The organism is Pseudomonas quercus (assembly GCF_012033695.1).
Classification (GTDB): Bacteria; Pseudomonadota; Gammaproteobacteria; order Pseudomonadales; family Pseudomonadaceae; genus Aquipseudomonas; species Aquipseudomonas quercus.
Genome location: NZ_JAAVJI010000017.1, coordinates 1 through 14,359 on the forward strand (window position 1 = coordinate 1; position 14,359 = coordinate 14,359).

General features: G+C 60.3%; 13 protein-coding genes and 3 pseudogenes. 7 read left to right on the forward strand and 9 right to left on the reverse strand.

Annotated features, from left to right (window positions below; translation table 11 throughout):
- The 4 genes and pseudogenes from HBH25_RS20450 to HBH25_RS20465 form a co-directional block, all read right to left on the reverse strand.
- Positions 1 to 837 (reverse strand): annotated as a pseudogene (locus tag HBH25_RS20450) (hypothetical protein); the annotation flags it as partial.
- A 5-nt stretch (positions 838 to 842) separates the two neighbouring features.
- Positions 843 to 1,844, reverse strand: a complete 1,002-nt coding sequence (locus tag HBH25_RS20455; protein WP_168085783.1) for a tyrosine-type recombinase/integrase — start codon at positions 1,842 to 1,844, stop codon at positions 843 to 845.
- A gap of 63 nt (positions 1,845 to 1,907) precedes the next feature.
- Positions 1,908 to 2,150 (reverse strand): annotated as a pseudogene (locus tag HBH25_RS20460) (Y-family DNA polymerase); the annotation flags it as partial.
- Positions 2,137 to 2,568, reverse strand: a complete 432-nt coding sequence (locus tag HBH25_RS20465; protein ID WP_168085785.1) for a LexA family protein — start codon at positions 2,566 to 2,568, stop codon at positions 2,137 to 2,139. The gene HBH25_RS20465 and the pseudogene HBH25_RS20460, both read right to left, overlap by 14 nt.
- A 283-nt stretch (positions 2,569 to 2,851) precedes the next feature.
- Here HBH25_RS20465 and HBH25_RS20470 point away from each other — a divergent pair, with 283 nt between their 5' ends.
- The 3 genes and pseudogenes from HBH25_RS20470 to HBH25_RS23845 all read left to right on the forward strand — a co-directional run bounded on the left by HBH25_RS20470 (position 2,852) and on the right by HBH25_RS23845 (position 6,396).
- Positions 2,852 to 4,318 (forward strand): M10 family metallopeptidase C-terminal domain-containing protein, encoded by a 1,467-nt coding sequence (locus tag HBH25_RS20470; protein WP_168085786.1) that lies wholly within the window; start codon positions 2,852 to 2,854, stop codon positions 4,316 to 4,318.
- A gap of 188 nt (positions 4,319 to 4,506) precedes the next feature.
- Positions 4,507 to 5,538: pseudogene (locus HBH25_RS23840) on the forward strand (HAMP domain-containing protein); the annotation flags it as partial.
- Positions 5,539 to 5,646: 108 nt separating this feature from the next.
- Positions 5,647 to 6,396 (forward strand): methyl-accepting chemotaxis protein, encoded by a 750-nt coding sequence (locus HBH25_RS23845; RefSeq protein ID WP_420708523.1) that lies wholly within the window; start codon positions 5,647 to 5,649, stop codon positions 6,394 to 6,396.
- A 55-nt stretch (positions 6,397 to 6,451) separates the two neighbouring features.
- On the opposite strand, the gene HBH25_RS20480 is transcribed toward HBH25_RS23845, so the two are convergent.
- A complete protein-coding gene (locus HBH25_RS20480) occupies positions 6,452 to 6,889 on the reverse strand; it encodes a winged helix-turn-helix transcriptional regulator (protein ID WP_168085788.1) in 438 nt (145 codons plus the stop codon).
- A gap of 128 nt (positions 6,890 to 7,017) precedes the next feature.
- Here HBH25_RS20480 and HBH25_RS20485 point away from each other — a divergent pair, with 128 nt between their 5' ends.
- Positions 7,018 to 7,785, forward strand: a complete 768-nt coding sequence (locus HBH25_RS20485; protein ID WP_168085789.1) for an SDR family oxidoreductase — start codon at positions 7,018 to 7,020, stop codon at positions 7,783 to 7,785.
- Between the two features lie 103 nt (positions 7,786 to 7,888).
- Here the strand turns inward: HBH25_RS20485 and HBH25_RS20490 are convergent, their stop codons facing one another.
- Positions 7,889 to 8,620, reverse strand: a complete 732-nt coding sequence (locus tag HBH25_RS20490) for an SDR family oxidoreductase (protein WP_168085790.1) — start codon at positions 8,618 to 8,620, stop codon at positions 7,889 to 7,891.
- A 99-nt stretch (positions 8,621 to 8,719) separates the two neighbouring features.
- Between HBH25_RS20490 and HBH25_RS20495 the strand changes: the two genes are divergently transcribed.
- Both HBH25_RS20495 and HBH25_RS20500 read left to right on the forward strand, forming a co-directional pair.
- Positions 8,720 to 9,115, forward strand: a complete 396-nt coding sequence (locus HBH25_RS20495; RefSeq protein ID WP_168085791.1) for a winged helix-turn-helix transcriptional regulator — start codon at positions 8,720 to 8,722, stop codon at positions 9,113 to 9,115.
- 84 nt (positions 9,116 to 9,199) lie between these two features.
- Positions 9,200 to 9,937 carry an IclR family transcriptional regulator gene (locus HBH25_RS20500; protein WP_168085792.1) on the forward strand — a complete coding sequence of 246 codons (738 nt, stop codon included), beginning with the start codon at positions 9,200 to 9,202 and terminating at the stop codon, positions 9,935 to 9,937.
- Here the strand turns inward: HBH25_RS20500 and HBH25_RS20505 are convergent.
- The 3 genes from HBH25_RS20505 to HBH25_RS20515 form a co-directional block, all read right to left on the reverse strand.
- The gene (locus HBH25_RS20505; RefSeq protein WP_168085793.1) at positions 9,930 to 10,850 is read right to left on the reverse strand and encodes an amidohydrolase family protein; all 921 of its coding nucleotides are present in this window, start codon (positions 10,848 to 10,850) and stop codon (positions 9,930 to 9,932) included. The genes HBH25_RS20500 and HBH25_RS20505 overlap by 8 nt on opposite strands.
- Before the next feature lie 110 nt (positions 10,851 to 10,960).
- Positions 10,961 to 12,328 (reverse strand): MFS transporter, encoded by a 1,368-nt coding sequence (locus HBH25_RS20510; RefSeq protein ID WP_229631988.1) that lies wholly within the window; start codon positions 12,326 to 12,328, stop codon positions 10,961 to 10,963.
- Between the two features lie 77 nt (positions 12,329 to 12,405).
- Entirely contained in the window at positions 12,406 to 13,377 is a 972-nt protein-coding gene (locus HBH25_RS20515; RefSeq protein ID WP_168085794.1) for a hydroxyacid dehydrogenase, read from the reverse strand.
- A 228-nt stretch (positions 13,378 to 13,605) separates the two neighbouring features.
- Here HBH25_RS20515 and HBH25_RS20520 point away from each other — a divergent pair, with 228 nt between their 5' ends.
- Positions 13,606 to 14,283, forward strand: coding sequence for an RraA family protein (locus HBH25_RS20520; protein ID WP_168085795.1), 678 nt, complete (start codon positions 13,606 to 13,608; stop codon positions 14,281 to 14,283).
- Positions 14,284 to 14,359 lie beyond the last annotated feature (76 nt).

Genomic DNA, 14,359 nt, shown 5'->3' on the forward strand with positions numbered 1-14,359 from the left:
CAGGATCAGGCTATAGGTGGATTCCTTGGTCCTGGGCCTTAGAGTGGAGGTGTCACGCCAACGCTTACACCAATGCACCCATTCGGGATCAATCCCTTGGGTACTCTTTTCGCGCCAACCGACGTAATTACGCATCCGTAATGGCCGTTCAATGATGCCCAACGCGGCCAGGCCATGCGAGACCATGCCGATGTTGCGGGAGATGCTTTCAGTGCGGTTGGCCTGCTCCTGGCGCAACAGAGTTGCAGTAAAGCTTTCCAGGCGAGGGTCGCCATTTTCCAGCATCAGCAAGCCCAATACCTTGGACAGGGTCCGCGATTGGCTGCTGGCCGAATAGCCCAGCGCTACCAGCACCGATTGCAGGCGCGCCAATTCCTGTTTGACGAACACCTCGCCAAAAATCGTCATGGCATAGACGCTGGGTTGGCGGGCGTATGGTAGCCGTTGCGGCTGACTAATAGGGCCCAGATGGTAGGCAACGGCCGTCAGGTACGGTCGGGCCGCCAGGCTAGACCCGGTCAGGTGGACCCTCCATTGTGCTTCGGACCAGAGCCAATAGGGCCGCTGGCACTCATAGACGTGTTTCAGCAGGCGGGCAATGGCGCGCACGACGAACTCCTGCGAGGTACTGCTGCGGCGGGCAATGTCTCGAAGCGGATAAAATAGCTCGGGAACGTGTGCTGATAAATGCGCCCAGTCGACTCGTTGGCGTATTGTGCGGATAGCCTCACGCTGCGCAATAGAAATCGCTTCGGGCAATGGATACTGGCTGGCTTCGAAGGGTACGTAGTCGACGGGCTTAACAGGCGCATTGGGCACTGAGGTTTTCATCGTCATCCTCCTTAGATTGCAAACAAAATAGCGGCCAGCCGTTCATCCTGATTGGCCATCGACAGAGCCATCTTGGCGTTTAAATCGGCGCCGGACAGGTGCAGGTAGGCCACGGTGGTCTTGGGGTCGCGGTGGCCCGCGTAGGTACTGAGCTCATGCAGCTTCCAGCCAGCCCGCGCCAGGTGCGTCAGGCGCAGGTGACGAAAGCTGTGGGTACTGATGCCCGAGGTCTTGGCCTGCGCTGCCCAGGCTGCGACCGTTTTGCTCCAGGTCCAGCCACTCAAAGGCTGGCCGTGGTTACGGTCCGAGCATGAGCGAAACAACGCTCCGCCTCGCCAGCCAGCGGCTCGCAGTGCGTGCAGATGAGCCATCAGCAGCGAGGCGATGGCCGGGCTGTAACACACCACACGCGCGCGGCGGCTTTTGGTCGTTTCGGCGCGCAGCTGGATGAGCCGCTGGGCCACATCCAGGTCCTCGATGCGCAACGCGACCAGCTCGGCTCGGCGCAGAGCGCCGTAATAGGCCAAGGCCAACATGAGCCGGTCGCGCAGCGACCCGGCCTGAGCTATGCGCAGAAAGCGTTGCCAATCGGCATCGATGGGAACCGGCGGCAGTTTGACCAACCGAGGCACCAGGCCACGCGCGTAACCCATTGAGCCTGGGTCACCCGACCGATATTGGGCACGCGGTACCGGGTTGTGACTGCGCTGCTCCAGCAGCACCAGATGGTCATACCAAAGCCGAATGGCTGACAGGCGCTGCTGGAGGGTGGCATTGGCGATCGCCTGGGGCTGGCCTGGTAGCTGCGAGCCGATATAGCGAGTCACCTGTTCGAAGGTGGCGGCTTGCGCTTCAACATCTGCTTGCTCACAGGCATACAGATAATGGGCGAGGCCGCGTGCATAGGCATCAAGCGTAGCCGGTGCACGCCCGAGGTTGTGCAGAATCTCCAGCCATTGCAGCGCGCTGGGGTAGCGGGCCAGCACGGCTGGATAGCGTTTCGTGTGTGCCATGGATTGGCCTCCAGACCAGGGCAATAATGCCCTGGGCCAAAAAGCATTCCACGTAACTTACTACAGCGCGTAATTGCTGCTGAACGCCTTGATGCCGTGCCGGCTCAGCGTGTCTTTGATCTGGAAGTAGGGCGCCCCCATTTTGACGAAGGGCTTGGCATCGTAGCTGCGCGCAATTACACACCCATCGTTGTTCGAAAGCACGACTATCGGTGTCTTGGCCAGGTCAGGCCGAAAAACCCGTTCACACGACGCATAGAACGAATTGCAGTCCACCAGGGCAAAGGTAGGTTCAGGCGTACGCATGGTCGCGCACGCTGTAGCGAACCACGCCCCAAATGGTCATTTCATCGCTTTCCAGGATGTAGCGCGCTGGGTAGGCCGCATTCTCAGACTGGAGAATCAATTCACGGCCCTTATGATGCAGGCGCTTGCATACCGGTTCCCCGTTCAGCGCCGCAATCACGATGTCGCCATGCCGGGCTTCGCGGCCTCGATCCACAATCACCAAGTCACCCGTAAACAAGCCGGCGCCGTTCATGCTGTCGCCTTCGATCTTCACCAGGTAGATGTGCGGGGCACGAATGTCGAACAGCTCATCCAGGGAAATGTGCTTTTCGAAGTGATCCGCAGCGGGGGAAGGAAAACCTGCAGGAACGCGGCAGGCGAACAGCGGGAGGGGAATGGTAGAGGCCGCAAGGGAGCCGAGAATGGTAAAGGACATAGTGTCACCGCAAATAGCCGGTCAAAACCGCTCGGAGGCGGCGTCAGGTGAATTCAGGTTTTATACTGTACATTTTTACAGTATTACATGAGTTGTGGTTCGGCAAGGTTTTTCCGTACCGGCCATCGGCCTGCATGTGCCGCACCGAAAGGCCAGCCCGCCGGTACCAGGAACTAATTAGCCTTTTTGCGGGCAAAACCCGTTGAGCAGCAGCGCGCGCCCTGGCCACTCGCATGCACGGTAGTCGCTTTCGGCCACCCCTCGTATATCAAAGAGCCCTGCCATGCCCACTGTAAATGACGATGACATTCAGCAGATCAACCGTCCTGTCTACACCACCTTCACCGGTACCAGCGGTGACGACACCATCACTGGCACCGCCAAGCGGGACATCCTGATCGGTGGCGCCGGCGACGACACGATCACCGGCTTGGGCGGTTCTGATACCTTCATCGGTGGTGCGGGCGCCGACACGTTGCTCTCGCACCCCGGCGTATATCTTTCTTCACGCAACCAGTTCGTTTACACCGCGCTTTCCGACAGCTACTACGACGCGTCCGGCTCGCATTCTGACCTGATCGAACACTTCAGCGATGACAGCGACGTGCTCGACCTCACCGCCCTGGGCCTGGAACGGGTGGGCGATGGGCGCAATGGCGACCTGGCCGTGCGTTACGATGCCAAGGAAGACGTGACCTATGTTTATTCACTGGACAAGGACGCCAACGGCAACGCGTTCGAAGTGCGCCTGGCGGGCGATCACTCGGCGCTGAATACGGGCAACTTCGCGCTCAACTACACGATCGCACCGGGCGCGAGGTTTCCTTACTTTCAAAGTGAAAAGGAGTGGCATGTCACCGGCACCGACGGCGATGACGTCATCTCTACGGCCAAATATGCCAATACCTTCGACGGCGGTGCCGGGGCGGACACGGTCTACGCTAGCCAGTCTCGCACCACGGTGCAGTTCGATCAGGTCAGCGATAGCTTCATCAACGATGCCAATGGCACCGCTAGCACGGACCTGGTGAGTTTCTTCAAGGTTGGCAGCGACCTGCTGGACGTCTCCCGCTTGGGCTTCACAGGGCTAGGGGACGGTTACAATGGCACCTTGAGCTATACCTTCGACAAAGCGCTAGGGCAGGTGGTTGTGCAGTCATTTGAGGCCGATGGGCAGGGCAACCGTTTTATGTTGCACCTGACAACCTATGACAGCGGCGTTAACGGCCTGCTGGATGTGGACCGCTTCATCTTTGCAGGTGATAAAACGGTTGACCGAGAAAACGCTACCCTGACCGGCAATGACTACCGCGATACGTTCATCGCCGGTAGCGAGGGAGGCATATTGATCGGTCACGGTGACGACGACGTGCTGATAGCCGGAAAAGGGGCGGATACCTTCCGCTACTTGGACAAGAACGATAGCGTCCGTGGTGATAACGACCTGATCAAGGGGTTCGACACTACGCAGGATAAGGTTGACGTAGCGGCGCTAGGCTATACCGGGCTGGGCGACGGCACCGATGGCACGCTGAAACTGGTCTATGCCAAGGGGACCGACCGCACGTACCTGAAGGATTTCGATGCCGATGCCCAGGACCATCGTTTCGAGATCAGCCTGGAAGGGAATGTTGCGAAGACGTTCAGTACCGAGAACCTGGTAGTAGCCAATACGCCAGTGGTAGCAGACACGCATCAAGCAGTGGAGCTGGTGGGCGTACCTGCCGGCACGCCCTTACACACTGCTTGATCACCTAGCGTGGGCGTGGGTTTGTCTATCGCTCAGGTAGGCAAGCCCACGGGGTGTTCGCCGTAAACCGCCCACAAGGGCCGGCCAGATGCTCTACATCGGAGGTTTCTCAAGAAAACCAAACGGCTGCCGACAGGTCATTATCGCGCCATGTATTGGCGAGCTTGCTCTACGCTTCAGGGCGCACCATGACCAAACAGCTCAAATTCAGCCAGAAGATTCTCGGCGTCGCCGCCATCGTCATTATCATCGCCCTCGCTGCGTCCGCAGGTTTCAATGCCTACTTGCAGCGCCAAGCCATCGATCAGAGCCTGCGGGCCAACCTTTCCGAAACCGGTCGTGTCACCGCCGGTAATATTGCCTACTGGCTGGACGCGCGAATCAAGCTTATCGAAGCTGAAACCCAGGCCCTGGCGCGGGACAGCTCGCCCGAACAGCTGGTCGGCCTGCTTGAGCAGAAGGTCTACACCAGCAGCTTCCAGTCCACCTACTTGGGTACCGCAGACGGCACCTTCACCAACCGGCCCGCTCAGCCGCTTCCGGCTGGCTACGATCCACGCAAACGCCCTTGGTACCAGGCAGCCACTGCGGCCGGCACGACGGTACTGCTACCGCCCTACATCTTCGCCTCGTCCAAACAGCTGGGCGTGACCATCGCCGCGCCCCTGATACGTGAGGGCCAACTGGCCGGCGTAGTGGGGGGAGACCTCGACCTGTCTGCATTGGTGGCAATCATCACCTCGCTCAACGTGGGTGGCCTGGGTGAGGCCTTCCTGGTCGATGGCGATGGCAAGGTCCTGGTCAGCAGCCACGCCGACCAGGTGCTCAAAAGCCTCAAGGAGGTGTTCCCCGAGCAAACGCCTGGCCTGGGGGAGGGGCTCCACGAAACCACCCAAGGCGGTGATGCGCGCCTGGTGAGTTTTACACCCGTCCAAGGCTTGCCCTCGGTGAAGTGGTACCTGGGCTTGTCCATTGACCAGGCCAAGGCCTACGCCCCTGTCACTCAAGCGCGCAACCTGGCCATCGTGGCCACGCTGGTTGCCGTAGTGGCCATTATTCTGCTGCTGGGGCTGTTGATTCGCGTGCTGCTGCGCCCACTGCATGAACTCACCCGCGCCATGGATGATATCGCCGAAGGCGAAGGCGACTTGACCCGTCGCTTGCCGGTAACGGGCCGTGATGAGTTCAGCGCCCTGGCCAAGGCCTTCAACAAGTTCGTGACGCGTATCCATACTTCCATACGCGATGTTGCCCACAGTACCGGCGAGCTGAGCCAGGGCACCCGACGGGTGCTCGAAACTTCTCAGTCGTCCATGCAACAGTCCGATATGCAGGCGCAACGCACCACCAGCGTGGCGGCGGCCATCAACGAGCTGGGCGCTGCCGCCGAGGAAATCGCCCGCAATGCCGCTCACGCCTCAGGCGAGGCCAGTATCGCCCGCACCCAGGGAGAGGAAGGCCGCCAAGTACTCGACGAGGCGATGCAGGCCATGCAAGCGCTGTCGGCCAAAATCGGCACCAGCTGCGAACACATCGAAGCCCTTAACGGCAAGACCGCTAACATCGGCCAGATACTGGACGTGATCCGAGGGATCTCCGAGCAGACCAACTTGCTGGCGCTCAATGCGGCCATCGAGGCGGCCCGTGCCGGTGAGGCCGGCCGTGGCTTCGCGGTAGTGGCTGATGAGGTGCGCTCGCTGGCCAGCCGTACCCAGAGTTCGGCGCAGCAGATCCAGCAGATGATCGAGGAGCTGCAACACGGCTCACGCGACGCCGTGGCCCTGATGCAGGAAAGCCAGCGCCAGAGCGCTCACAGCATGGAGGTGGCCGAACAGGCCGGCCAGCGCCTGGGCAACGTAACCGAGCGCATTGGCGAAATCGACGGGCAGAACCAATCGGTGGCCACCGCCACCGAAGAACAGACCTCGGTCGTTGAGACACTGAATGTCGATATCAGCGAAATCAACCTGCTGAACCAGCAGGGCGTGGATAACCTGGAGGCCACACTGGCCGCGTGCACGGCGCTGGAGGCCGAGGCCGTGAGGTTGCAGCGGTTGGTGGGTGGCTTCCGCATCTAAAGTATGACCCGGAAGCCGGGCGTTGTTCGAAGGGGCGGTTATCGGCACCCATGGCCTAAACCGCCCCCGAACTCGCCTGTGCTTCAACCTGCACCTTGTAGGCCTTGCGTGACGCCTCTATGGTCTCCCGGTGCTGCTCTGCCCATAACCATACGCCGCAAAACGCCTCGGCCAGGCTCATGCCCATCTCGGTAAGCCGGTATTCCACCTTCGGTGGAACCACGGGGTACACGGTTCGCAGCAGCAGCCCATCGGCTTCCATCTGGCGTACCGTTTTAGTCAGCATCTTCTGGCTGACGTCGCCCACTTCGGCAGCCAGCTGGGTAAACCGCAGGCAGCCCTGTTCAGCCAGGGCTTCGATCACCAGCATCGTCCATTTGTCCGCAATACGGCTGATGACCTCACGCACCAATTGATCCAGCTGCGGGTCGGCCTTGTTGTGGCCGTGGGGCCATTGCGGAGGGCGTGAAGCGGGTTTCAACGGGGTGTTCATGGGCTTGGTTTCCTGGCGGTAAGTAGGGCACTTTTGGGTGCGTACTTCTCGGCTGCGGCAAAGAAACCTATGGTAGCTCAGGTCGCTCGGCACAGAGCGTATCGTTCCTCCTCAAACAGGAAACCCCCATGCAAACAACAGGCAATACCCTTCTGGTGACCGGTGGCGGCAGCGGCATTGGTTATGAACTGGCCAAGGCGTTCCTGGCTTTGGGCAACGAGGTGATTATCGCCGGGCGCCGCGAGTCGGTCTTGAAGCAGGCCGTGGAGGCCACTCCAGGGCTGCAGCACGTAGTGCTCGATATCACCGATGCGGCAGGCACCCAGCGCGTGGCCGAGCACTTGATCGCTCGCTATCCACGCTTGAATGGGGTGATTCATTCCGCGGGCATCATGCGTACAGAATCCTTGCGCGAAGGCGCTACGGCCCTTGAAGACACGGTGGCTACCAACCTACTGGGCCCCATTCGCCTGGACGGTTGGCTACTGCCGCATTTCCTTAAACAGCCCCATGCCACCATCGTAACGGTGACCTCAGGGCTGGCCTTCCTGCCACTGGCGCTTACGCCTAGCTACTGCGCCACCAAAGCGGGTTTGCATTCCTACACAGAGTCGCTGCGTTACCAGCTCAAAGACACCCCTGTACGTGTTCACGAACTGGCACCGCCTTATGTACAAACTGAATTAACGGGTGAACACCAGGCCAATGACCCTCAGGCCATGCCGTTGAAGGCGTTCATCGAAGAGGTTATGGCTATTTTCCAACAGTCGCCTGAGGCGGATGAAATTCTGGTAGAGCGGGTCAAGCCCTTGCGTTATGCCGAACAGAACGGCGCTTATGGAATGTTTTTCAAGGACTTTAACGATCAAATGGCTGCGGCTTGGCAGAGCACGTAGGGGCAGGGTGCTTGAAGTTGGGCGTGCCCGCAGGTAATTGCCGCTGCCTTTAAACGCCCGCAGCCTGGCGGCGGGCGTTCCAGCGCTCGATAAGGCTGTTGAGTCACACCTGTGCCATACCACCGTCGATACACAGCTCCGAGCCTGCCACAAAGCTGCTTTCGTCGCTGGCCAGGAAGAGCACGGCGGCGGCCACTTCTTCAGGTTTGCCCAGGCGTTTGAGGGGAATAAAGCCCAGTAGCGACCGTTTGATCTCGTCAGATGCTGCCGCCATCATGGGCGTATCAATAGGGCCTGGGCTTACCACGTTTACCCGAATACCCCGGTCGGCCAGTTCGTTTGTCCAGGTTCGGGCATAGGCCCGCAGCGCGGCTTTGCTCGCCCCATAGGTGCCATACCCTGGGGTACCGATGAAGCCGGCGATCGACCCTACCAATACCACGCTGGCGCCCTGGGGCATCAGCGGTAACACGCTTTTCAGGATGAGCAGTGGTGCGCGTGCGTTCACATTGAAGGTCTTGTCGAAATGCTCGGCCGTGGTATCGGCCAGCGACGCGCATTCGGAAATACCGGCGCTTATCACCAGGCTATCCAAGGAAGTTGCGGCCTGTTCGAGGGCCTGGACAATCAGGCCCACGTCCTCATGCTGGGTCACGTCCGCCTGTATGCCCTGCGCCTGTTCGCCCAATTCGGCCAAGGCGTTATTCAGAGAATCCGGGTTGCGACCGGTGATGAATACCCGTGCCCCCTCCTGGATAAAGCGCTTGGCCGTTGCCAAGCCGATCCCGCTGTTACCGCCAGTTACCAGCACTGTTTTTCCACTCAACCTAGCCATGGGTCATCCTCCACGATGCACGGATGATTACGATATATTTCGTATACTAAGTGTCAATTACGCACTTTGAAGAGCCTAGGTATACCCATGGAAACCCAGATGCCTGATATGCCCGACCACCTCTGTGCCCAGGTGTTGGCCACGCGCCCGGTGCTGGAGCAGATCGCGAACAAATGGTCGGTGCTTATTCTCACCGTGGTGTGCACTGAGCCTTCCCGTTTCAACGCGCTCAAGCGACGGCTGGGTGGCATTACCCACAAGGCACTGACCGAAGCACTTCGGCGGCTGGAGCGAAACGGGCTGGTGGCCAGGCGGGTGATCACCTCATCACCTATTGCGGTGGAATATTCCATCACCCCACTGGGGCGGTCGTTACAGGAGCCTTTTGCGGCACTGTTCAACTGGTCGGTGCTGCATCAACAGCAAGTGGAACAGGCTCAGCAGGCGTTCGATGCGCTCAAGGAGCAGCAGGAAAACAGGCGCGCCGATGCATAGGGCGCGCGTTATGTAGCTATCCGCCCAGTGCTATCGGATAATGGCAGCCTTTGCGATCCTGCCTGCTGCTGCCTGGAGCTATCGATGGTCAAGACCCGCCCCCGTCCCGCACTCAACGGCGTCGCCTCAGCTGACAGGGTGCTGACCGTGCTTTGTGCTTTCAAACTGGGGGATTCGGCGTTGGGCCTGGTGGAACTCACCGAGCGCACCGGGCTGGTCAAGAGCACTATCATGCGGCTGATGGTGTCCTTGGAAACCCATGGCTTTATCACGCGCCTGGCAGATGGTCGGTACATGCTTGCCAGTGAGGTCATGCGGCTGAATGCGGTGTACCAGGATGCACTGGACCTGGAAAGGCACGTGGTGCCCAGGCTTCATCGGCTTACGGATGAAACAGGGGAAACCGCTTCATTCTACGTACGTCACGGGGCCTACCGGCTGTGCCAGTACCGGGTCAACTCCCCGCACCGGCTACGCTTGCACCTGCAGCCCGGTGACATGCGCCCCATGGACAAGGCTGCCAGTGCCGAAGCATTGCGTACCCCTTACAGCCGCTTTGTGGAGGGGTTGGAGCCCTTCTATTCCAATGGTGCCACAGACCCCCATGCGTCCTCCATGGCGCTGCCCATCTACGGGCCGTTGAAAGAACTGGTAGGGGCGATCGTGTTGTCAGGCCCCTCTACCCGGTTAACGGCCGAGTATGCAAACAGCCTGCGCGACACCTTTGTCGAGATTGCCGAAGACCTTACGCGTAGTTTGGGAGGTAGGCCGTCCATGGAGCGCCAGCCTGCCCCTGACGACGCTTCCGCCAAGGTCATGTGAACCCATACAGGGCCACCGGGTTGTCCCTGAGTATGCGTTCACGGTGCTGTGCGTCGGGCGCCCACTGCAATAGCAGGTCGAGCAAATCGGCGTCGTTGGGTTTATTTGAGGGGACAGTGGGGTGAGGCCAGTCGCTGCCCCATAGCATCCGTTGTGGGTTGATACGCACCAGCTCCATCGCCACCTGGCTTACATCCGCGTAGCGGGGCGGGCCTTCCTTGGAGCGGATATAGGGGCCAGACAACTTCACCCAGGTGCGCTGGTTGTCCAGAAGCCGGGTAAGGGTGGCGAAGGCGGCAGACGCTGTGCCCTCGGGCTGTGGGACATGGCCCATATGGTCAATCACCAGCCGCGATGGCAACCGGGCCAGCCGGTGTTCCAGGTCCACCAGTTGAGTACCGGGCGCCACGACCTGGACGTTCCAGCCCAGCTCATTGACCCTCGCCGCCAAGGGTTCAAGGTCATCGAGGCTGGCGCCGCCGTAACTCAGGTTAAAGCGAATGCCCCGTACACCCTCAGCATGCATGGCCTGCAAGATAGCGTCCGACACGGCCCCGTCCACCACCGCCACTCCCCGCGCGCTGCCGCCTGCCTTGCGCAGGCCTTCGAGCATGCAGCGGTTATCCGTGCCGTAAGTGGAGGGCGTAACGATCACCATGCGCTTGAGGTGAAGGCGTGCCTGTATCTGGCCATAGTCTTCCAAAGACGCATTGGGAGGAAGCAAGGTGGCCCCCGGTGCGGCAGGCACATGATCGTCATACAGGTGCATGTGGCAATCCACACTGCCTGGCGGCGGCACCAGGGTAGACAGGTCGTTTCCGCTAGAGAACCGATAGCTGGCCAGGGCGTTGAGTGAAACAAGGGCGCCTGCAGAGGCGGCGCCAAGAACAAAGTGGCGGCGGGTGGTCGGCATGGGGGCGGGGTTCCGGTCGTAGTTCGCCACACCCCGGCACAGGGCGGGTGGCCTGGACTATAAAAAAGGGAGTGGGCCAAAGCGTAGTGGGCCACTCCCGGTAAAAAACGCTAGGTGTGCTGCAGGGCAAGCTGCATTACCCCATCAGCCGGCCTTAAGGGGCTCAGGGTGCTCGGCTTGCGTACGCTGGCGGGGCGGCCCATCAATAGCACGGCGATCCCGCCTGCTGCACACAGTACAGCCAGCGGCAGCATGGCGATGGCGTAGCTGCCGGTAGCCTCATGAATGGCCCCATAGGTGTTGACCATAAGGCCGCCACCGATAAGGTTGGCCAGTGCACCAATAGCCGCCAGGCCCGCCGCTGCAGTAGTGCTCGACAGCCAGTTGGACACCAGCGCCCAGAACGGGCCTTTCATGGAGTAGGCCCCTACCAGCACCATGGTCAGCAACAGCACGGTGGCAGGCAGTGACGAGGTGACCAAGGCCAGCAGCAGCCCAGCCGTAATCAGCAGCAGCGTTGCAGACGTGTGCCAACGGCGTTCGTTGGTTTTATCAGAGCTTCGGCCCCACAGGATCATCGCCACCGACGCGATGCCGTAGGGAATCGCATTCACCAGGCCGATTTCCAGGTTGGTCAGCCCGAAGGTCTTGAGCAGTTGAGGCGCCCATACACTCATGGTGCTGCCCGCCGCCGAGGCGCCGGAATAGATCAGGGCCATGACCCAGATGTCCTTGTGCTTGAGCAGTTTCCACAAGGACAGGTGCCCGATGTTGGCCTTGCGCTGGCGCTCCTCATCCAGCCGGCCGGTGAGCCATTGCCGTTGCTCAGTGGTCAGCCATTTCGCCTGTTCAGGCCGGTCCGTCAACACGAACAGGCAAGCGATACCTAACAGCACGGCCGGAATGCCTTCGAGCAGAAACAGCCAGTGCCAGCCCCGCATGCCCATCCACCCATCCAGGGACAACAACAGCCCAGACAGGGGAGACCCGATGAAGTTGGCTCCGGGAATGGCGACCATGAAAATGGCAACCATGCGGCCACGGTAAGCAGAAGGCAGCCAGTAGGTCATGTAAAGGAGCACCCCTGGGAAGAAACCTGCCTCTGCCGCGCCTAACAGAAAGCGCATCACGTACAGCGAGTTGGCACCTTGCACAAAGGCCGTACCTGCCGAGACCAGCCCCCAGGTGATCATGATTCGCGCAATCCAGATTCGGGCCCCGAATTTCTGCAAGGCCAGGTTACTGGGCACTTCAACCAAAAAGTAGGACACGAAGAACAGGCTGCTGGCGAACCCGAAGATGGCGGGCGTGAGGCCCAGGTCCTTGTTCATTTGCAGCGATGCCATCCCGATGTTGCCGCGATCGATGATCGCGATCAGGTAGCACAGGATCAGGAAGGGCAGCAGCCGCCAAGCGACGCGGCGCATGGTGGTGCGCTCCAGTTCGCTGATGGTGTGGGGCGCCTGTTGTAGGGCCATGGTGTTCTCCTATAGTTGTTTTTGCTGGAGATCAAGCGTGCAGCAGGTGGAGCTGACTCAGGCGTAAGGGCAGAGGCCTAGAGCAGGTGCCGGTTGACGATGCAGCGTGGGTCCAGCGCTTGGTTGTTCCACAGGCTCACCACCTGCTGCACGGCCAGCAGGCCCACCCGATCACGGGCTTCAGTGGTGTTGGCCCCTACATGAGGCGTCGCAACCAGAGTGGTCAAGCTCCACAGGTCGCTGTCTGCAGCAGGGGGTTCAGGGTGGAACGTATCAAGCCCGGCACCGGCGATTTGGCCGGTGCGCAGCGCGTGAACCAGTGCAGCGGTATCAATCAATTCGCCACGTGCGGTGTTGATCACGATGGCATTGGGGCGCATGCGCTGGAACTGCTCAGTGCTCAGAAGGTTACGGTTCTGCTCGGTAAGGGGGCAGTGCAGGCTGATCACATCGCAGGCTTCTACCAGATGTTCGAAGCTGGTTTCGCGTTCTACGTGGTCGCGCGCGGGCAAGGCTTGCAGGTAGGGGTCGTATACCCGGACCTTCATCCGTAGCGGGGCGACCAGGTCCATTAGAATGCCGCCAATGGCGCCTAACCCTACCAAGCCCAGCGTTTTGCCCGACAGCTCCATGCCATTGGCCGTGGCTTTGTCCCAGTGGCCTTGGCGCATGCGCGCGTCAAGGGCCGCTGTTTGCCGGGCCACGCTGAACATCAAAGCGAAGGCGTGTTCGGCAACCGACTGTGCATTGGCGCCCATGGCGATGGTGACGGGCACCCCATGCTCTGCGGCGGCTTGAATATCGATGCTGTCGTACCCCACCCCGTGCTTGGCAATGACCTTGAGCGCCGAAGACGCCTGGATCATCGCTTTCGTCAGCTTGCCCTGACGCACGATAATGGCATCGGGCTGTTCCTGCTCAATGATGGCAACCAACTCGTCGGCGGGCAGGTAGGGGGTGGTGGGTATGATCTGGATGTCCAGGCTCGCGGCATGCTGCATGGCGTCCTGGGTAAGCGCGGGGCCAGTGATCAATATCTTGCGGGTCATGGGTGTTCACCTTGTTGTTATGGCAGCGCGCCCAGGGCTCACCTGGGCCACCGGTAGGTCTGTACCTTAACCTAGCATAATGAAATGCCATTTCAACAAACAAGTTTGCTCAGTGACAAATGGCGTATAAAACCAAGCGTAAGGTGCTTGATGTGATATAAATGAAATGCCATTCTGAAAAACCAGAGCCTGGCTCGTTGGCACCCTATAACTTCAAGAGAAAAGCCCATGCCTATCGGATTCCGCGTCCTCAAAGCCGAACGTAAAGTCAGCGCACAGTGGGTTTCGCGCTACCGCGACGTGCCTGTCGCCAATGTGAGCGATTCCATGCACCGCATGACCGCCGGTGGGGCCCGCCTGCGCCCCATGCACCGTGAGGGCGTGCTGGCGGGCCCAGCACTGACCGTGAAGGCCCGGCCCGGCGACAACCTGATGCTGCATTACGCCATCGATATCGCCGAGCCCGGCGATGTCATTGTGGTGGATGCCGGCGGGGACCTGAGCAATGCGCTGATTGGCGAAATGATGGTGGCCTATGCCGAGAAACGTGGCGTAGCTGGCATTGTGATCAATGGGGCTATTCGGGATGCTGGAAGCATCGGCGCCGGTACGTTCCCCCTGTTTGCAGCCGGTATCTCCCATCGCGGCCCGTACAAGGATGGGCCAGGGGAAATCAACGTACCCATTGCCATCGACGGCATGGTCATAGAACCCGGCGACCTGGTGATCGGTGACGACGACGGCCTGCTGTGTGTGCCTTACGACCATGTGGAGGCCGTGTACGGGCGAGCCGCTGCCAAGCATGAGGCCGAGCTCAAGCAGATGCAGCAGATTGCCGAAGGTACCAACAGCCGTGCCTGGGTACTGGAATCGCTCAAGCAGAAAGGCTGCGAGTTCGCAGGCTAATCCCACCCGCTCCAATGTGCCTCAATCGCCCGGCCAATGCTTGAAGGCAACGCCGGGCGATTATTGTTGGCCTATC